The organism is Kitasatospora sp. NPDC057015 (assembly GCF_042673745.1).
GTDB lineage: Bacteria > Actinomycetota > Actinomycetes > Streptomycetales > Streptomycetaceae > Kitasatospora.
Genome location: NZ_JBHUSG010000061.1, coordinates 38,055 through 55,253 on the forward strand (window position 1 = coordinate 38,055; position 17,199 = coordinate 55,253).

A 17,199-nucleotide genomic window follows, 5' to 3' on the forward strand; every position below is an offset into this window, starting at 1 on the left:
GCGGAGGGGGCCCCTCCGCTCAGAGGTTCCCGACCACCTTGCGGGGGGTCAGGCGGACCACGACGCGGACGTCGTCGGGGCCGTCGAAGTCGTAGGTCTCGTTGCCGCGGTACTTGAGCTCCAGCTCGTCGATCAGCTCCCGCCCGCCCTCCCGGGTGAACGAGACCTCGCCGCGGACCTCCACGTAGGCGTAGGGGTCGTCGGTCGGGTAGATCACCACCGAGATCCGCGGGTCCTTCAGCAGGTTGAGGTGCTTGCGGCGCCCCTCCACCGTGGAGAAGAGCAGGTCGTCGCCGTCCCGCTTGATCCAGACGACGGACGCCTGCGGGCTGCCGTCGGGCTGGACGGTGGCGATCACCGCGAACGCCTTGCCGTCGATCAGTGCCTTCGCGCGGTCGGAGAGTTGTGCCGCCATGAGCCTCTTCTTCTCGTTCGCTCGGCCGTCGGGGCCGAAGGTTGACGAAGTGCGCCGACCACGGCGCGGCGGCCCCAGGGGCCGGGCACCACGGTCACCATCGCTGAACACCCGTCACTTCCGGCCCATTCCCGGATTGTTCGCCTCCGGGGACATTCACTCCTACGGGTGAACGGGCAGCCGGTAGACCAGTGCGGTGGCGATCGCCGCCAACCCCTCCGCCCGCCCGGTCAGCCCGAGGCCGTCGGTCGTGGTGCCGGAGACCGAGACCGGCGCGCCGACCGCCGCGGACAGGGCCTCCTGCGCCTCGGCCCGGCGCTTGCCGATCTTCGGGCGGACCCCGATCACCTGGACCGAGACGTTCCCGATCTCGTACCCGGCCGCCCGCACCAGCCGGGCCGCCTCGCCGAGCAGCGTCACCCCGGACGCGCCGGACCACTCCGGACGGTCGGTGCCGAAGTGCGCGCCCAGGTCGCCGATCCCGGCGGCCGAGAAGAGCGCGTCGCAGGCCGCGTGCGCGGCGACGTCCGCGTCCGAGTGTCCGGCCAGGCCGAACTCGGCGCCGGGCCAGTCCAGACCGGCCACCCGCAGCGGCCGGCCCGCCTCGAAGGCGTGCACGTCGGTGCCGATGCCGACCCTGGGGATCAGCGGGAGCGGGGCGGTCTGCGGCTCAGAAGCCATCGGAGGCCCTCCGTCGGGCGAGTACGGCCTCGGCGAGCACGAGGTCCAGCGGGCGGGTCACCTTGAAGGCCTCCTCGTGGCCGGGCACCACGACCACCCGGCCGCCGTAGCGCTCGACCAGGCCGGCGTCGTCGGTGACCGGCGGCAGCCCGCCGCCGGCCTCCTCGGCCAGCGCCTTGGCGTGCACCTCGGCGAGCACCTCGCGACGGAAACCCTGGGGGGTCTGCACCGCGCGCAGGGTGGCGCGGTCGGGGGTGTCGAGCACCGGCTCGGGCCCGCCGCCGGCCTGCGGCTCGACCCGCTTGACGGTGTCGGCGAGCGGGACCGCGGGCACCACGGCCTGCGCCCCGCCGCGAACGGCGGCCGCCACGGCGTCCACCACCTCGACCGGGACGAGCGGGCGGGCCGCGTCGTGCACCAGCACGACGTCGACCTCGGCCGGGATCACCGCGAGCCCGAGCCGCACCGACTCCTGGCGGGTCGCGCCGCCGGCCACCACCCGGACGTCCGCGGTGTCCAGTCCGTGGCCGGCGAGCAGGGCGACCACCTCCGCCACCCCGTCGGGCGGCGCGGCGACCACGACCAGGCCGACCGCGCGACTGCGCGCCAGGGCGCGGACGGCGTGCACGAGCAGCGGGACGCCGCCGAGCTCCCGCAGGGCTTTGGGGGCTCCGGGCCCCAGTCGCTCCCCGCGGCCGGCGGCGGGCACCACTGCTGCTGCGACTGCTGGTGCGGCGTTCAGGTTTCACTCCTTCGGAGAAGTGGGTATGGCCATGGCGTGCACAACGGACGCGACCCCTTCCGGACACGCCTCAGCGCCCGAAGTGCCACTGCACCACATCGGGGAGCGTGTGCACCCTGAGCGGCGCGCCGGCATCGGGCGCTGTGAACGTGGAACGCGGAACTACGAGGCCAACACCTCGTCGAGCAGCGTCTCCGCCTTGTCCTCGTTGGTGTTCTCGGCCAGCGCGAGCTCGCTGACCAGAATCTGGCGCGCCTTGGCGAGCATGCGCTTCTCGCCGGCCGACAGACCGCGCTCGCGCTCGCGACGCCAAAGGTCGCGCACAACCTCGGCGACCTTGATAACGTCGCCCGAGGCGAGCTTTTCGAGGTTCGCCTTGTAGCGGCGGGACCAGTTGGTCGGCTCTTCGGTGTACGGTGCGCGAAGCACCTCGAAGACCCGGTCCAGACCCTCCTGGCCGACCACATCACGCACGCCGACGAACTCCGCGTTCTCGGCGGGCACGCGCAGCGTCAGGTCTCCCTGCTGAACCTTCAGCACCAGGTAGGTCTTGTCCACACCTTTGATCTGGCGAATTTCGATGGCCTCGATCAGCGCAGCCCCGTGATGGGGGTAGACCACCGTGTCGCCAACCTTGAACGTCATGTGACAGGACCCCTTCCGTGGCTTTCCAGAATAACACGCTTTTCGGCGCACCCGAAGGGCGTTTTCGCAGGTCAGGGCCGGTCTCGGGGCTTGACAAGCACCCCCATGACGTGCTGCGACCGGTCGCCGGCGGGGGCTTCCCGCAGGTCGGAGGCGGTTCCGGCGCCGAGTGAAACATGCTGCAACACTCGCGAAACCATGATTGGATCTTGAGTTTTTGCTCTTTATCCCGCCGTTTCCGGATCGTGATCCGATCCTGGTCGGTGGCGGCCGCCCGGGCCGGGGCCTGGTTCGTGGACGGCGAATGCCCGGGCGCGGCGCGCGGGGGCACCCGGGGGCGTGCGTGCACCACTCGTGCTGTCATGGGACGGCGGCACATTCACCCCTCCGCCCCGTCCGCCACCGCGGACGGCACGTCCGGCACTCGGCCCGCGACACGGGGCCACCCCGTGAGGAGCCGATAACAGCGGTCGGTAACCTGAGCCCTGACCATCCGAAACGTCACCAAGGAGAAGCCGCCGCCGTGAGCCGCAGCCTTCGACGCGGCAGTCTCGCCGCCATCGCCGCCATCGCCATCGCCTCGCTGTCCGCCTGTGCGGCCGGCAACAACGCGGAGACGCTGGAGGTCAAGCCGGACAGCGCCGCGGTGGACCTCGGCGACAACCTCACGCTGAACAACGTCGTGGTCGTCACCGGGGTCGAGTCCTCGGGCGAGCACACCGGACCGGCCAACGTGACGGTCAACATCAGCAACACCGGCAGCGCGCCCGCGAAGCTGCAGAACGTCACCGTCGCCGGCACCACCGCGAACCTCAGCGACGCGACCGGCGCCTCCGTCAAGGAACTCGTGATCGCGCCCGGCGCGGCGGTCCTGCTCGGCGGCCCCGGCCAGCCCTCGGCCCAGGTGTCCTCGGTCACCGTGCAGGTCGGCGGCTTCGTGCCGGCCACCTTCGCCTTCGAGGGCGCGGGCACGGCCGAGACCCAGGCCTCGGTCAACCCCGACCTCGGCTACTACAAGGGCTTCGGCCCGAGCGCCGCGCCCTCCGCCTCGGCGTCCCCGTCGGCCACCGCCTCCCCGTCCGCCTCGGGCAGCCCCACCGCCTCGCCCGCGGCGTCGGCCACGGCCGCGGCCGGCGCGAAGCCCACCGGCTCCACCTCGCCCAATCCCTCGGGCAGCCCGATCGCCGCCGCGCACTGAGCACCCCCGCGGCAGTACGACGGCCCCCGTCCCCTCACGGGGGCGGGGGCCGTCGGCCCGAAGGTCACGCGGTCGCGGTCTACGGCTCGAACTTGTAGCCGAGGCCGCGGACCGTCACCAGGTAGCGCGGGGCGCCCGGGTCCGGCTCGATCTTGGCCCGCAGGCGCTTCACGTGCACGTCCAGGGTCTTGGTGTCGCCGACGTAGTCCGCGCCCCAGACCCGGTCGATCAGCTGCATCCGGGTCAGCACCCGGCCCGCGTTGCGCAGCAGCATCTCCAGCAGGTCGAACTCCTTGAGCGGCAGGTCGACCTTGCCGCCGTCCACCGTCACCACGTGGCGGTCGACGTCCATCCGGACCGGGCCGGCCTCCAGCGCGCCGGGGCCGCCGCCGTCCGCACCCGGACCGCCGTCCTCGCCCCGGCGGCGGAGCACCGCGCGGATCCGGGCGACCAGCTCGCGGGTCGAGTACGGCTTGGTGACGTAGTCGTCCGCCCCTATCTCCAGGCCGACCACCTTGTCGATCTCGCTGTCCTTGGCGGTCACCATGATCACCGGCACGTTGGAACGCACCCGGAGCTGGCGGCAGACCTCGGTGCCGGGCAGGCCCGGGAGCATCAGGTCGAGCAGGACCAGATCGGCGCCGTTGCGTTCGAACTGCTCCAGGGCGTCGGGGCCGGTGGCGGCGATGGCCACCTCGAAGCCCTCCTTGCGGAGCATGTACGACAGGGCGTCGCTGAACGACTCCTCGTCCTCGACCACCAGTACTCGGGTCACTTTCGGGCCTCCGGGGCAAGCTGGGGGGATGTGGATGACAGGGGGTGGGCGGACGGCCCGCCGGGGGGCGTGCCGTCCGTGGGGGCCTGCCCGGCGGGCAGCCGTACGGTGAAGGTGGATCCCTGGCCCTCGACGCTCCAGACCGAGACGGTGCCGCCGTGGGAGGCGGCAACGTGCTTGACGATGGAGAGGCCGAGGCCGGTTCCGCCGGTCTGGCGGGAACGGGCCGGGTCCACCCGGTAGAAGCGTTCGAAGACCCGCTCGCGGTCCTTCTCGGAGATGCCGATGCCCTGGTCGGTCACCGAGATCTCGATCAGCTCGCCGTCCGCCTCGCCGAGCGCCGCGGCGCTGGAGATCCGGCGGGTGGCGATGGCCACCCTGGTCCGGGGCGGGCTGTAGTTGACCGCGTTCTCGACCAGGTTGCCCAGCGCGGCGGCCAGCTGGCCGCGGTTGCCGTGCAGGTACAGCCCGGCGATGCCGCCGGCCGCTATGTGGATCTGCTTGGCGGCGGCCTGCTGCCGGCAGCGGTCGATCGCCTCGGCGATCAGCTCGTCCACCGGGACCGGCTCCGGGTCGACCATCAACCGGTCGTCCTGGACCCGCGAGAGGTCGATGATCTCCTGGACCAGGCTGGCCAGCCTGGTCGCCTCGATCTGCATCCGGCCGGCGAAGCGCTGCACCGCCTCCGGATCGTCGGACGCGTCGGCGACCGCCTCCGAGAGCAGCGACAGGGCGCCGACCGGGGTCTTGAGCTCGTGGCTGACGTTCGCGACGAAGTCGCGGCGGACGGCCTCCACCCGGCGGCGCTCGGTGAGGTCCTCCACCAGCACCAGGACCAGCCGGGAGCCCAGTGGCGCGACCCGGACCGACACCGCCAGCGGATCGGCCGCGCGGGCCACGCCGGGGCGCGGCAGCTCCAGCTCCGCCTGGCGGATCTCGCCGTCGCGGCGGGTCGCCCGGGCGAGCGAGAGCATCTGGTCCACGGCCACCGCGCCGCCTCTGACCAGACCCATCGCGTAGGCGGCGGAGCTCGCCTTGACCACCTCGTCGCCGTCCCCGAGCACGATCGCGCAGGAGCGCAGCACCGACAGCACCGTGTCCACGCCGGGAGGCAGCGGGGACTCCTGGGTGCCGGTGGTGCCGTTCGCGTTCTTGCCGCTGCTGCCGTACCGGTCGCGGGCCTGTTCGCGTTCGCTCCAACGGAAGGCGATGGCGGCCGTGAGGCCGACGCCGAGCCCGGCTATGGCGCAGGCAGCGGCGGCGGCCACATTCACGTCCATGTGGCCAGCGTAAGCGCATCCCGGCGGGCCTCCCCCGGGGTCCGATCAAGGGATCGACGTGACGTTGCCGAGAATTCACCTTCAGGTAGCCGCCGATTCACTGTCTGGCGCGGGCATCGTCGCCCGGACGGCCCACTGTGGTCGCACGGCCCGTGTGGGACGGGGCGGCGGCAGCGGACTCCCGCACGCCGCCCCTGGTGCGCGCGTACGATTCGCGCCACCAGCAGCGGCCGTCCCGCCAGTCCCCGGACTGCGGGGCGACCGGTCGGCACCGCCACCGACACAGCTTCTGAGGAGAGAGCATGCGCGACGCGTACCACGAGGAACTCGACTCGATCGGCGACAGTCTGGTCGAGATGGCCCGGCTGGTCGGTTCGGCCATGGGCCGCGCCACCACCGCGCTACTGGACGCGGACCTGGCGCTCGCGGAGAGCGTGATCGCCGCCGACGAGAAGGTCAACGCCCTCCACCACGATCTGGAGAACCGGGCGATCGACCTGCTCGCCCGCCAGCAGCCGGTGGCCACCGATCTGCGGATCGTGGTCACCTCGCTGCGGATGAGCGCCGACCTGGAGCGTTGCGGCGACCTGGCCCGGCACGTCGCCAAGGTCGCCCGGCTGCGCTACCCCGCCTCGGCGGTGCCGAACGACCTGCACCCGATCGTCCTGGAGATGGGCCAGCTCGCCCAGCGCCTGGTGGCCAAGGCCGGCCTGGTGATCGCCACCAAGGACGTGGACGCGGCGCTGGAGCTGGAGCGGGACGACGACGCCATCGACGCCCTGCACCGCGAGCTCTTCGCCCACCTGATCGACGACCGCTGGCAGCACGGCATCGAGACCGGCGTGGACGTCACCCTGGTCGGCCGGTACTACGAGCGCTTCGCCGACCACGCGGTCTCGGTCGCCAAGCGGGTCGTCTACCTGGTGACCGGCGAGCACGTGGACGAGTTCGTCGCCTCGACCGACGGGGCGGGCGCGGAGTAAGGCCGACCGGCCTAAACCTGCGCACCGCGGGGGTGGAGGAGCACGGCTCGCCCGGCCCTCCACCCCCGCGCGCCCGTTGACGCTCCTCCGGCGCGACGCTTCACTCGAAGGTGTAGGCACGGAAGCGTGCCCGTCACAAGGAGGGTCCAGCGCCATGAAGGCAACCCCCGTCCGGCCCGCCCCGCCGACCCGTCCGACCGAATCCCCCGCCCCCCGACTGCTGCCCGTCCTCGCCGCCGGCTGCGGGTGCGGCCCCGGTTGCGGCTGCGGTTGCCAGAGCGGCGCGCCGTGCCAGTGCGGCGGCGCCAGCGGCGGATGCTGCGGCGGGCACTGACCCACCCGGCCGCCCGCTCCCCGGCAGCACCCCGCCCGCGGCGGACCACCGGCGCGGGAACCACCGACACCCACGGACCACCGCCCGCCGACGGGCGACCGACGCCCGGTACGGGCCGGACGGTCACCGGCGGAGACGACCATCGGCCGGCCGGGTGCCACCGCCACACGCGGGGCACTCGGCCGGCCGACTCTGCCCGGGCAGGCTCAGGACCAGGCCCGGGACAGCTTCAGGAGCACGTCGTGGTCGTGCTCAGGGCGGGGTCCGCAGCCGCGGACCGTTCGGGGTCCGTTCAGGACTGCTCCGGACCGTTCAGAAGGTGAGGTCGGTGCAGGAGTAGAAGGCGTTGCCGGTGTCGGCGATCTCCCAGACCGCGACGACGACCTGGTGCCCGGTGCGGTTGGCGGGCAGGGTCGCCGTGTGGCTGAGCGTGGTGGGCGGCTGGGCGCCGTTGTAGGGCACGGTGAGGAACGGCGTGAGGTCCAGGTTGGCCCGGGTCACCGGCTGGGTGGCGTTGTAGCCGGCCTTGGTCAGGAAGTAGCGGAACGACGTGGTGGCGTGCCGCGCGGTGAACTTCCAGGTGAAGGTGAGCTTCTGCCCCGCCGTCACCTTGGTGCTGGGCCAGTTGCCGTTGCGGGGGGCGTCCAGCTGGGCGAAGCGCGAGTTGCCGCCGGCGCAGATGGTGCCGTCGGAGGGGCCGCCCGAGGGGAACCCCTTCGGGCCCTCGACGCTCTGCGGCTCCCACTGGATGTCACCGCAGCCGGTGACGGTGCCGGCGGCGCACAGGGCGGCGCGGCTGGGCGGGGTGGAGATGTAGCCGTGCGACTGGGCGGGGAACGCGAGACCCAGCGGGACGGCGGCGGCCGCCAGGGTCGCCGCGAGAACATGACGTTTGCGCATGGTGCTCCTCCGTGGGGGTGGATGAACACGCCGGACACAGGCCGCGTGTGGGGAGCGGCCGACAGCGATCGTTGGCATGCCTGCGCCAGGCCAGTACCCCCACGCTAGAAGCCGGGGGCTCGACCCGTCAATGGTCTGAACCATTTTGGCCACCGGCCGTTGACTCCCGGTCACCACCGGCCGTCCGCACGGAAGATGAGCGCGCATGCCCGCGCCCCCCGGCCCGCGCTCCCCGGAGCGGACGGCCCGCGGAACGTCGAAGGCCCCCCACCGGCGAGCACTCGCCGATGGGGGGCCTGATCACGTGAGGGGTTACTTCTTGCCCTGGTTCTTCACGGCCTCGATGGCGGCGGCCGCGGCGTCGGCGTCGAGGTAGCGGCCACCCTTGGTGACGGGCTTGAAGTCGGCGTCGAGCTCGTACACCAGCGGGATCCCGGTGGGGATGTTCAGGCCGGCGATGTCCTCGTCGGAGATGCCGTCGAGGTGCTTGACCAGCGCGCGCAGGCTGTTGCCGTGGGCGGTGACCAGCACGGTCCTGCCGGCGGCGAGGTCCGGGACGATCGCGTCGTACCAGTACGGCAGCATCCGGTCGACGACGTCCTTGAGGCACTCGGTGCGCGGACGCAGCTCGCTCGGGATCTCCGCGTAGCGGGCGTCACCGGCCTGCGAGTACTCGTTGTCGTCGGCCAGCACCGGCGGCGGGGTGTCGTACGAACGGCGCCAGAGCTGGAACTGCTCCTCGCCGAACTCGGCCAGGGTCTGGGCCTTGTCCTTGCCCTGCAGCGCACCGTAGTGGCGCTCGTTCAGCCGCCAGCTGCGGCTGACCGGGATCCAGTGCCGCTCGGCCTTGTCGAGCGCGATCTGCGAGGTGCGGATGGCGCGGCGCAGCAGCGAGGTGTGCAGCACGTCCGGGAGGAAACCCTCGGCGGCGAGCAGCTCGCCACCACGGGCGGCCTCCTTCTCGCCCTTCTCGTTGAGGTCGACGTCGACCCAACCGGTGAACAGGTTCTTCTGGTTCCACTGGCTCTCGCCGTGGCGGAGCAGGATCAGTCGGTAGGTCGTATCAGCCATGGCCCCCAGCTTAGTGGAGGCGATTTAAGGCCTGGCAGGGGCCAGGGCTGCTGTGTAATGTGTGCGCATCGCACGCGCCACTTACTGTCCCGGTGTCCGGTCCACCCCGTACCGCTCACCGCGATACCTGTCGTCCGGGAGTCCCGCCATGCCCGTCCCCGCCCGTATCAGCAGAATCGCGAGCGAGACGACGGGTGGCCTCCCCCGACAGTTCTGGTGGCTCTGGACCTCGACGCTGGTCAACCGGCTCGGCGGTTTCGTGGTCACCTTCCTGGCCCTCTACCTGACCGCCGACCGCGGCTACTCGGCCTCCTACGCCGGGCTGGTCGCCTCGCTCTTCGGACTCGGCTCGGCCGTCGCGGCCCTCGGCGCCGGGGTGCTGGCGGACCGGGTGGGCCGGCGTCCCACCCTGGTCACCGCCCAGCTCGGGACGGCCGTCTTCACGGCGGTGCTCGGTTTCTCGGACGGCCCGGTGGCGATCGCCGTCGTCGCCTTCCTGGTCGGCCTCTTCAACAACGCCTCCCGGCCCGCCGTCTCCGCGATGATCGCGGACCTGGTGCCCGCCGAGGACCGGGTCCGCGCCTACTCGCTGAACTACTGGGCGATCAACATCGGCTTCGGGGTCTCCGCCGCCGCGGCCGGCCTGATCGCCACCCACGGCTACCTCACGCTCTTCCTGCTGGACGCGCTCTCCACCCTGCTCTGCGCCGTGATCATCTTCGTGCGGATCCCGGAGACCAGGCCCGAGGCGCCGGCCGCACCGCACGAGGGGTCGGCCGCCGGGGCGGACGCCGCCCGTCCCGGCACGGTCGGCGGAACGGCCGGCGCTCACACGGTCGGCCTGGGCACCGTCTTCCGGGACGGCCGCTTCATGACGGTGGTCGGGCTCACCCTGCTGCTCGCGCTGGTCGCCCAGCAGGGCAGCACCACGCTGGCCGTCGACATGGGCCAGGCGGGCATCTCCGCCTCCGGGTACGGGCTGGTGATCGGCCTCAACGGCCTGCTCATCGTGCTGCTCCAGATTCCGGTGACCCGGCTGATGGAGGGCCGCAACCGGACGGCGCTGCTGGTCGCCAGCGCGCTGCTGACCGGCTGGGGCTTCGGCCTCACGGCGCTGGCCGGCTCCTCGGCGATGTTCTTCGCGGTCACCGTCGCCGTCTGGACGATCGGCGAGATCATGAACGCGCCGACCATGATGGGCCTGGTGGCCGAACTCTCCCCGGCCCACGCCCGCGGCCGCTACCAGGGCGTCTACTCGCTCTCCTGGTCGCTGGCGTCCTTCCTCGGCCCCGCGGTGGGAGGCCTGCTGCTCCAGCACGCGGGCGGTGGCGCGGTCTGGGGCGCCTGCGCGCTCTGCGGGACGCTCGCCGCGGCCGGCTACCTGGCGCTCGGCCGGTGGACCTCCCCGGCACGGGCGCTGCCGGCTCCGACCGGGGCCGTCCCGGCGCCGTCGAAGCGGCCCGACGTCGCGCCCGGCCTCGCCGCGGACGGTCTCCCGGACGCGCCCGCGTTGGACGGTGCCGGCGCGGCGAACCGTGCCGTCGCGGTGGGCAGTGCCGTCGCGGCGGACGGTGCCGGCGCGGCCAGGGTGGCGCGCGACTGAGGCCGGCCGAGATCGATCGCCCGCCGGGATCGGCCGCCCGTGGGGATCAGTCGCCAGCCGGGGCCGGAGCGTCCTCGACGGGCACCGGGCCGTTGTGGACGGGCCCGGCCAGGTGGGCGAAGGCGTCCAGGTTGCGGGTGGACTCGCCCCGCTTGGTGCGCCACTCCCACTCGCGCCGGATCGCGGAGGCGAAACCGAGTTCGAGCAGGGTGTTGAAGGGCTCGTCCGCGTTCTGCAGCACCGTGCCGAGCAGCCGGTCCACCGAGTCCGTGGTCAGCGCCTCCAGCGGCAGCCGGCCCGCGAGGTAGACGTCCCCGAGGGCGTCGATGGCGTACGCGACGCCGTACAGCCGGGTGTTGCGCTCCAGCAGCCAGCGGTAGACGCCCTCGTGGTTCTCGTCGGGCCGGCGGATCACGAACGCGTTCACGGACAGCGTGTGGTCCCCGACCCGCAGGGCGCAGGCGGTGCTCAGCTTGCGCGTCCCCGGCAGCGCCGCCACCAGCGTGAACGGGTCGGTGGCGGCGGGCTCCCAGGCCACCCCGGCTTCGTCCAGGGCGGAACGCAGGAGGGTCAGGGCCTCGTCCTTGGTGCGGATTGCCATGGGAGTGACGTTACTCGGCGGTACCGGCCCCGCGCAGCAGCGGGCGCACGACGGCGCGGTCGCCCGGGGGCCACTCGTGCGGTCCGGCCGCACCCGTCGGAGCCGGGGGTCCTCGGTGCCGGGGCGCGGCCGGCCCGGGGACGGGGCGGTGCGCCCCGGCCCCGGGCGAGAGTGCTCAGGCCAGCCGCAGGCGGGAGCCGGTGAGACGGCCCGAGGGGCGCACCAGCGTGTCCGCGTACACCTCCGCGGTGGCGGCGGCGGCCGTGCCCCAGCCGAACTCGGCGGCGTGCCGGGCGGCGGCGCGGCCCTGGCGGCCCACCATGTCCGGCTCGGTGGCGTAGGCCGCGAGCGCCCGGGCCCAGTCCTGCGGGTCGTGCCCGGCCACCAGGGTGCCCGTGACACCGTCGCGGACGGCGACCGGCAGGCCGCCGACGGCGGCCGCGACCACCGGGGTGCCGCAGGCCTGCGCCTCCAGGGCGACCAGGCCGAAGGACTCGCTGTACGAGGGCATCACCAGGGCCGTCGCAGCGCGGTACCAGTCGGCGAGGCGGTCCTGCCCGACCGGCGGGTGGAACCGCACCACGTCGCCGATGCCGAGCTGGGCGGCGAGCTTGTGCAGGCTCTCCGGCTTGGCGAGCCCGGAGCCGGAGGGGCCGCCGACCACCGGGACGACCAGGCGCTCCCGCAGCCGCGGCTCCCGGTCGAGCAGCACCGCCACCGCCTGCAGCAGGACGTCCGGCGCCTTCAGGGGCTGGATCCGGCCCGCGAAGAGCAGCACCGCGGCGTCCTGCGGGAGGCCGAGCCGGGACCTGGCGGAGCGCTGGTCCCCCGGCCGGAAGACGTCGAGGTTGACGCCCGGGTGGACGACCGCGAGTTGGTCGGGGCGCGCGGAGTAGTGCCGGGAGAGCTCGGCCGCCTCCTCGGCGGTGTTGGCGATCAGCCGGTCGGCGGCCTCCACCACCTGCGTCTCGCCGATCACCCGGGCCGGCGGCTCGGGGCTGTCGCCCTCGGCCAGCGCGGCGTTCTTGACCTTGGCCATGGTGTGCATGGTGTGCACCAGCGGCACGCCCCAGCGCTGCGCGGCCAGCCAGCCGACCTGGCCGGAGAGCCAGTAGTGCGAGTGGACCAGGTCGTAGTGCCCGGGGCGGTGGCCGGCCTCGGTGCGCAGGACGCCGTGGGTGAAGGCACAGAGCTGCGCCGGGAGGTCCTCCTTGAGCAGGCCCTCGTACGGCCCGGCGGTGACGTGCCGGACCAGCACGCCCGGGGCCAGCTCCACCGTGGGCTCGTCGTCCGAGCAGATCGCCCGGGTGAACACCTCGACCTCGATGTTGAGCTCGGCGAGGCGCTTGGCCAGCTCGACGATGTAGACGTTCATCCCGCCCGCGTCGCCGGTACCCGGCTGGTGCAGCGGCGAGGTGTGGACGCTCAGCATGGCTATCCGGCGCGGCCCGCGGGACCTGCCGCCGACCAGCGTCTGGAGCCGGCGACGACTGGGCCGCCCCGGGACACGGCGGACCGAACGGACGGGGTGCTGGATCACCTGGTTGAAGCCTCCTCTGTGCTCCCCGATTGCCTGCTACTGCTTTCCTGCGGTACTGCTGCCCCGGGCCGCTGCCGGCCCGGCCGTGGTACTGCCCGGCCGTGGTAGTGCCCGGCCGTGCCGCCGCCCTGGACGTGTGCCCCGGACCTGGGCCGCGACCGGATGCCCCGGCTGTGGTGACGCCCCGGCCGTACTGCTGTCGGGCCGTACTGCTGTCGGGCCGTCCCTGCCGCGGCGACGCTGCCGCGGTGTGCCGCGCCGTTGCGGCTCTCCCCCCGCCGGATCGCCCCCGGTGTGACGGGGGCCACCGCTCGGTCGTCCGCCCGTCGGCAACCGTGGGCGCACACCGTTCGGCGGCGTCTGCCGACCGCAGGGCCGGTCGGACACACGTCGCCACCAGTGTGCCAACCACCGGACCCTCGATCCGCATTCCCGTCCCGCCCCGCAAGATCCGCACGGGGCCGCCGCGTACCCTGCTGGGATGGCCGCTTCCTTCGACCCAGCGCCCCCGACTGCCCGCGGCCGGGCGGCCCGACCGGTGGGCACGGTGACCCGTGGCACCACCAACACCAACCGGCTGCGACGGATGGACCGCTGGATCGCCCACACGCTCGGCCCGGCGCTGCGCGCGGCCGGGCGGCCGCCGATCGCCGTCGACCTCGGTTACGGAGCCGCGCCGTGGACGGCGGTGGAGCTGTCCGCCCGGCTCCGCGCGGTTCGACCGGACGTCCGGGTGGTGGGGATCGAGATCGAGCCGGAGCGCGTCGCCGCGGCCCTCCCCCACGCGCTGCCGCCGCTGCTGACCTTCCGGCGCGGGGGCTTCGAGGTCCCGCTCGACGGCGCCGCGCCGGCCCAGCTGATCAGGGCGGCGAACGTGCTGCGGCAGTACGAGGAGTCCGCCGTGGCCGCCGTCTGGGACCGGCTCCGGGGCCGGCTCGCGCCCGACGGACTCCTGGTCGAGGGGACCTGCGACGAGATCGGGCGGCGGCACGTCTGGGTCGCGATCGGCCCCGAGGGCCCTCGGACCGTCACCTTCGCCGCCCGCCTCGGCGGCCTCGGGCAGCCGTCCGACCTGGCAGAACGGCTCCCGAAAGCCCTGATCCACCACAACGTGCCCGGCCGGCAGGTGCACGGCTTCCTGGCGGACTTCGACCGGGCCTGGGCCGCGGCGGCGCCGTACGGGGCGTTCGGCGCCCGGCAGCGGTGGGTGGCGGCGTGCACGGCGCTGAGCGGCGACTGGCCGCTGGTCGACGCGCGGGGCCGGTGGCGGCAGGGCGAGGTCACCGTGCCCTGGGCGGCGCTGGCGCCGTAGGCGCGGCCGGGGTCGGCCCGGGCGGGGCGGGCGAGATCCGGGCACGGTGGGCGCCGCCCGGGAGCGGTCGACGTCCGGCCCCGTTCGGGTGCTGGTGAGCGAACGCGGGGATTCACTCGAACGAGTTATCGAATAACTCTGGCGTGTTGACGTCCCGTCACGCCACCATGGGTCCAGCCGGCCGGGGCCGCCATCGGCCCCTCGCCGCCACCCGCCCGACCGCTTCCGCTCCGACCCTGACCCGACGTCAGTCCCACTGCTCCAGCGCCCGCAACGCCCGCTCGAAGGCGGCGTACGACTCCGCCCCGAACAGCACGAACCGCACCTCCTCCGGAACCGAACCCACCGCGGGCTCCGTCCTGGACACCGAGTCCGACACCGGCCCCGGCTCCGGGGCGGTGATCGCCCCGTCCCCCGTGTCCGGCGTGTCCGTCACCGACCCGACCCCGGCTTCCGCCACCGTGGTGAGCGCGATCCGCGCCGCGTCGTCCAGCGGCCAGCCGTACACCCCGGCCGAGACGGCCGGGAACGCCACCGTCCGAGCACCCAGCCCCACCGCCACCGCCAGCGACTCCCGATAGCAGGAGGCCAGCAGCTCAGCCCGCCGTTCGTAGTCCTCCGCCCGGTACACCGGCCCCACCGTGTGCACCACCCAGCGGGCCGGCAGCCGGCCGGCCGTCGTCGCCACCGCCCTACCGGTCCCCAGCCCCCGGCCGTAGTGGGAGGCCCGCAGTGCGCGGCACTCCGCCAGGATCTCGGGGCCGCCCCTGCGGTGGATGGCTCCGTCCACCCCGCCGCCACCCAGAAGGGAGGAGTTCGCGGCGTTCACCACCACGTCCACCTGCTGTTCCGTGATGTCACCCTCGACCAGCGTGATCCGCATCGCCGCACCGCCCTCCGTCCAGGGCCCGGATTCGCCGGGCCGCCCACGCCTTCGACGCTACTCAGCCGCGCCCGCACCTGCGTGGCGATAACCACACCCAGACCGACGAGCCACAGAAATCCCCGGAGATCACGTTATGGTCGCGAGAAGTTCCCCGACACGCGGTGCCAGGCGGGCACTGCGCACGGACGCTGACCGTTGCCCAGTCGGGGAAAGGGAGGATCGACCGATGCCCGCAACGGGAGACGGGCGGGCACCTGGCGCCGGTGACCTGCCGGGCGCCCTGGCCGGCGCCCACGACGGGCGTGCCCTCAACCGGACGGTCCGCGAGGAGCGACCGGCCACCGCCGCGCTGGCCACCGCCCCGATACCGCATCCGCGCGCCACTCCCGCGCCGGGTCCGACCCGCCCGGACAGGGCCCACCCGGACGCGGCGCGCCCGGACACCGCGCACCCGGACGCGACCCGTGCGGGCCCGGCCGGCGCGAATGCACCCGAGGCGCGCAGGGCCGCCGTGCCCGCGGACGGCACCGCGTCCACCACCGGCACGCCCCCCGTCGAAGCCGCGCCCCTCAAGGTGCTGGTGATCGAGGACGACGCCTCCGACGCCGAGTTGATCAAGGCAGCCGTGGCCGGCAGCGGCGCGTCCATCGAGATCCACTGGGCCCGGGGCCTGGACCACGCCGTCGATCTGCTCACCCCCGCGCCCTCCTGGGCCCGGCGGACCCGTGCGCGCGCCACCGACTTCGGCTGCGTGCTCCTCGACCTCGCGGCGCCCGGCGCCCCCACCGCCGCCCCCACCCTCGGCGAGCGTCCCTCCACCGGCCCGCACCCCGCCGAGCCCACGGCCGGCGACGGACCGGCGGGCCGGCCGGGTCCGACCCCTGCCTCGGGCCTGGACGGGCTGCGCGAGCTGCTGCAGCGGGCTCCGCAGACCGCCGTCGTGGTGCTCACCGACGCCGCCGGGGCGGAACTCGGCGCGGCCGCGGTGGCCGCCGGCGCCCAGGACTTCCTGATCAAGCACGAGACCAACGGCCCGCTCCTGGCCCGGGCCCTGCGGTACGCGGTGGAGCGCAAGCGCGCCGACGAGTCGCAGCGGCGACTGGTCGAGGCCGAGCTGCGCGGACAGGAGAACGCCCGCCTCCAACGGCACCTGCTGCCCACCCCGCTGCTCGACGGCGCGGGGCTCGCCTTCACCCGGCGCTACCGCCCGGGCCGCCGCCGCGCCCTGCTCGGCGGTGACTTCTACGACGCCGTGCGCACCGACGACGGCACCGTCCACGTGGTGATCGGCGACGTCTGCGGCCACGGCCCCGACGAGGCCGCCCTGGGCGTGGCCCTGCGGATAGCGTGGCGGACCCTGGTGTTCGCCGGCCTCACCGGCGAAGCACTCCTGACGACGCTTCAGCACGTGCTGGAGCACGAGCGCCGCAGCGACGAGATCTTCGCGACCCTCTGCATGCTGGTCATCGAACCCGGCGGCGAGCAGGGTGGCGACACGGCACTCACCGACCGAACGGCGAAGTCCGGCCGGGCCGGGAAGGCCGGGCAGGTCTCCAGGGTGGGGCAGCCCTCCAAGGCCGGGCGAGGCCCCGGGGCCCACCGGGCCACGCCGACCGCGCCGGGCGAGGACACCGTCGAGCACGCCCGGCTGTACCTCGCCGGGCACCCCGTCCCGTTGCTGCTCGGCCCGGACCACGCGCCCGAGCTGCTGCCCGCCGACCAGGCCGGGCCCGCCCTGGGGCTGCTCCCCTGCGACGACTGCGAGGCCGCCTGGCCGGCCCACCGGCTGGAACTGCGCCCGGGCTGGCGCCTGCTGCTCTACACCGACGGGCTGGTCGAGGGCCGGGTCGGCGCGGGCTCACGCCGGCTGGGCCAGGACGGGCTAGCCGAGCTGATCGGCGACCACCAGGCCGCGGGGCTGACCCGTGGCCGGCTGGTCGACAGCGCGATCGCCGAGGTGGAGGAGCTCAACGGCGGCGCGCTCACGGACGACGTCGCCGTGCTGCTGCTCGAACGCAACCCCGCCCCGCTGATCCTGGGCTGACGCCGCCGGTCCGGGGCCGGGCCCCGACTGCGTCCCCCGGCGGTCGCCGGGCGCACCCGGCGGCCCGGGGCCCCCCGCCCCCCCGGCCCCCCGGGGCCCCCGGCCCCGCGTGGGGCGCCGCGGTCCGAGGTGACGGAGTACTACCTCACGCTGAAGGCGTCGAGGCTGACGAACGTCCCGGAGGAGCGG

The 17,199-nt window shown here is 74.1% G+C and carries 16 protein-coding genes; 5 read left to right on the forward strand and 11 right to left on the reverse strand.

Annotated features, from left to right (window positions below):
* Positions 1-19 precede the first annotated feature (19 nt).
* From ACFTWP_RS36650 to ACFTWP_RS36665, 4 genes are all read right to left on the reverse strand, one after another.
* Positions 20-415 (reverse strand): PPOX class F420-dependent oxidoreductase, encoded by a 396-nt coding sequence (locus ACFTWP_RS36650; protein ID WP_380269411.1) that lies wholly within the window; start codon positions 413-415, stop codon positions 20-22.
* Positions 416-577: 162 nt separating this feature from the next.
* On the reverse strand, positions 578-1,096 hold the full coding sequence (gene ispF, locus ACFTWP_RS36655) for a 2-C-methyl-D-erythritol 2,4-cyclodiphosphate synthase (RefSeq protein ID WP_380269412.1): 519 nt from the start codon (positions 1,094-1,096) through the stop codon (positions 578-580).
* Positions 1,086-1,838 (reverse strand): 2-C-methyl-D-erythritol 4-phosphate cytidylyltransferase, encoded by a 753-nt coding sequence (gene ispD / locus ACFTWP_RS36660; protein ID WP_380269430.1) that lies wholly within the window; start codon positions 1,836-1,838, stop codon positions 1,086-1,088. Before ispD ends, ispF begins: the two co-directional genes overlap by 11 nt.
* A 162-nt stretch (positions 1,839-2,000) precedes the next feature.
* The gene (locus ACFTWP_RS36665; protein WP_030244332.1) at positions 2,001-2,483 is read right to left on the reverse strand and encodes a CarD family transcriptional regulator; all 483 of its coding nucleotides are present in this window, start codon (positions 2,481-2,483) and stop codon (positions 2,001-2,003) included.
* 523 nt (positions 2,484-3,006) lie between these two features.
* Here ACFTWP_RS36665 and ACFTWP_RS36670 point away from each other — a divergent pair.
* Entirely contained in the window at positions 3,007-3,681 is a 675-nt protein-coding gene (locus ACFTWP_RS36670) for a DUF461 domain-containing protein (RefSeq protein WP_380269413.1), read from the forward strand.
* A 79-nt stretch (positions 3,682-3,760) separates the two neighbouring features.
* Here the strand turns inward: ACFTWP_RS36670 and ACFTWP_RS36675 are convergent, their stop codons facing one another.
* Positions 3,761-4,456 carry a response regulator gene (locus ACFTWP_RS36675; protein WP_380269415.1) on the reverse strand — a complete coding sequence of 232 codons (696 nt, stop codon included), beginning with the start codon at positions 4,454-4,456 and terminating at the stop codon, positions 3,761-3,763.
* Positions 4,453-5,736: a sensor histidine kinase gene (locus ACFTWP_RS36680; RefSeq protein ID WP_380269417.1), complete on the reverse strand. Its 1,284-nt coding sequence runs from the start codon at positions 5,734-5,736 to the stop codon at positions 4,453-4,455. Before ACFTWP_RS36680 ends, ACFTWP_RS36675 begins: the two co-directional genes overlap by 4 nt.
* 302 nt (positions 5,737-6,038) lie before the next feature.
* Between ACFTWP_RS36680 and phoU the strand changes: the two genes are divergently transcribed.
* Positions 6,039-6,719 carry a phosphate signaling complex protein PhoU gene (gene phoU / locus ACFTWP_RS36685; protein ID WP_380269418.1) on the forward strand — a complete coding sequence of 227 codons (681 nt, stop codon included), beginning with the start codon at positions 6,039-6,041 and terminating at the stop codon, positions 6,717-6,719.
* Positions 6,720-7,365: 646 nt separating this feature from the next.
* On the opposite strand, the gene ACFTWP_RS36690 is transcribed toward phoU, so the two are convergent.
* A complete protein-coding gene (locus ACFTWP_RS36690; RefSeq protein WP_380269419.1) occupies positions 7,366-7,953 on the reverse strand; it encodes a lytic polysaccharide monooxygenase in 588 nt (195 codons plus the stop codon).
* Between the two features lie 312 nt (positions 7,954-8,265).
* The gene (locus tag ACFTWP_RS36695) at positions 8,266-9,024 is read right to left on the reverse strand and encodes a phosphoglyceromutase (RefSeq protein ID WP_380269421.1); all 759 of its coding nucleotides are present in this window, start codon (positions 9,022-9,024) and stop codon (positions 8,266-8,268) included.
* A 148-nt stretch (positions 9,025-9,172) separates the two neighbouring features.
* Here ACFTWP_RS36695 and ACFTWP_RS36700 point away from each other — a divergent pair, with 148 nt between their 5' ends.
* Positions 9,173-10,627 (forward strand): MDR family MFS transporter, encoded by a 1,455-nt coding sequence (locus ACFTWP_RS36700; RefSeq protein ID WP_380269422.1) that lies wholly within the window; start codon positions 9,173-9,175, stop codon positions 10,625-10,627.
* 46 nt (positions 10,628-10,673) lie between these two features.
* On the opposite strand, the gene ACFTWP_RS36705 is transcribed toward ACFTWP_RS36700, so the two are convergent.
* Positions 10,674-11,228, reverse strand: coding sequence for a YbjN domain-containing protein (locus ACFTWP_RS36705; RefSeq protein ID WP_380269423.1), 555 nt, complete (start codon positions 11,226-11,228; stop codon positions 10,674-10,676).
* A gap of 175 nt (positions 11,229-11,403) precedes the next feature.
* Complete coding sequence (gene mshA, locus ACFTWP_RS36710; RefSeq protein ID WP_380269424.1) at positions 11,404-12,768, reverse strand: D-inositol-3-phosphate glycosyltransferase; 1,365 nt, start codon at positions 12,766-12,768, stop codon at positions 11,404-11,406.
* A 481-nt stretch (positions 12,769-13,249) separates the two neighbouring features.
* On the opposite strand from mshA, the gene ACFTWP_RS36715 reads away from it, so the two are divergent.
* Complete coding sequence (locus tag ACFTWP_RS36715) at positions 13,250-14,080, forward strand: class I SAM-dependent methyltransferase (protein ID WP_380269425.1); 831 nt, start codon at positions 13,250-13,252, stop codon at positions 14,078-14,080.
* 247 nt (positions 14,081-14,327) lie between these two features.
* Here ACFTWP_RS36715 and ACFTWP_RS36720 read toward each other — a convergent pair whose 3' ends face one another.
* Positions 14,328-14,963: an O-acetyl-ADP-ribose deacetylase gene (locus tag ACFTWP_RS36720; protein WP_380269426.1), complete on the reverse strand. Its 636-nt coding sequence runs from the start codon at positions 14,961-14,963 to the stop codon at positions 14,328-14,330.
* A gap of 229 nt (positions 14,964-15,192) precedes the next feature.
* Here ACFTWP_RS36720 and ACFTWP_RS36725 point away from each other — a divergent pair, with 229 nt between their 5' ends.
* The gene (locus ACFTWP_RS36725) at positions 15,193-17,010 is read left to right on the forward strand and encodes a SpoIIE family protein phosphatase (protein WP_380269427.1); all 1,818 of its coding nucleotides are present in this window, start codon (positions 15,193-15,195) and stop codon (positions 17,008-17,010) included.
* Positions 17,011-17,199: the final 189 nt, after the last annotated feature.

Excerpts from the sequence above, each read along its gene's own strand:
- ispF (WP_380269412.1), bottom strand. The coding sequence starts at position 1,096 with ATGGCTTCTGAGCCGCAGACCGCCCCGCTCCCGCTGATCCCCAGGGTC.
- phoU (WP_380269418.1), top strand. The coding sequence starts at position 6,039 with ATGCGCGACGCGTACCACGAGGAACTCGACTCGATCGGCGACAGTCTG.
- ACFTWP_RS36690 (WP_380269419.1), bottom strand. The coding sequence starts at position 7,953 with ATGCGCAAACGTCATGTTCTCGCGGCGACCCTGGCGGCCGCCGCCGTC.
- ACFTWP_RS36725 (WP_380269427.1), top strand. The coding sequence starts at position 15,193 with ATGCCCGCAACGGGAGACGGGCGGGCACCTGGCGCCGGTGACCTGCCG.
- ACFTWP_RS36695 (WP_380269421.1), bottom strand. The coding sequence starts at position 9,024 with ATGGCTGATACGACCTACCGACTGATCCTGCTCCGCCACGGCGAGAGC.
- ACFTWP_RS36650 (WP_380269411.1), bottom strand. The coding sequence starts at position 415 with ATGGCGGCACAACTCTCCGACCGCGCGAAGGCACTGATCGACGGCAAG.
- ACFTWP_RS36705 (WP_380269423.1), bottom strand. The coding sequence starts at position 11,228 with ATGGCAATCCGCACCAAGGACGAGGCCCTGACCCTCCTGCGTTCCGCC.
- ACFTWP_RS36680 (WP_380269417.1), bottom strand. The coding sequence starts at position 5,736 with ATGGACGTGAATGTGGCCGCCGCCGCTGCCTGCGCCATAGCCGGGCTC.
- ACFTWP_RS36720 (WP_380269426.1), bottom strand. The coding sequence starts at position 14,963 with ATGCGGATCACGCTGGTCGAGGGTGACATCACGGAACAGCAGGTGGAC.
- ACFTWP_RS36700 (WP_380269422.1), top strand. The coding sequence starts at position 9,173 with ATGCCCGTCCCCGCCCGTATCAGCAGAATCGCGAGCGAGACGACGGGT.
- ACFTWP_RS36665 (WP_030244332.1), bottom strand. The coding sequence starts at position 2,483 with ATGACGTTCAAGGTTGGCGACACGGTGGTCTACCCCCATCACGGGGCT.
- ACFTWP_RS36715 (WP_380269425.1), top strand. The coding sequence starts at position 13,250 with ATGGCCGCTTCCTTCGACCCAGCGCCCCCGACTGCCCGCGGCCGGGCG.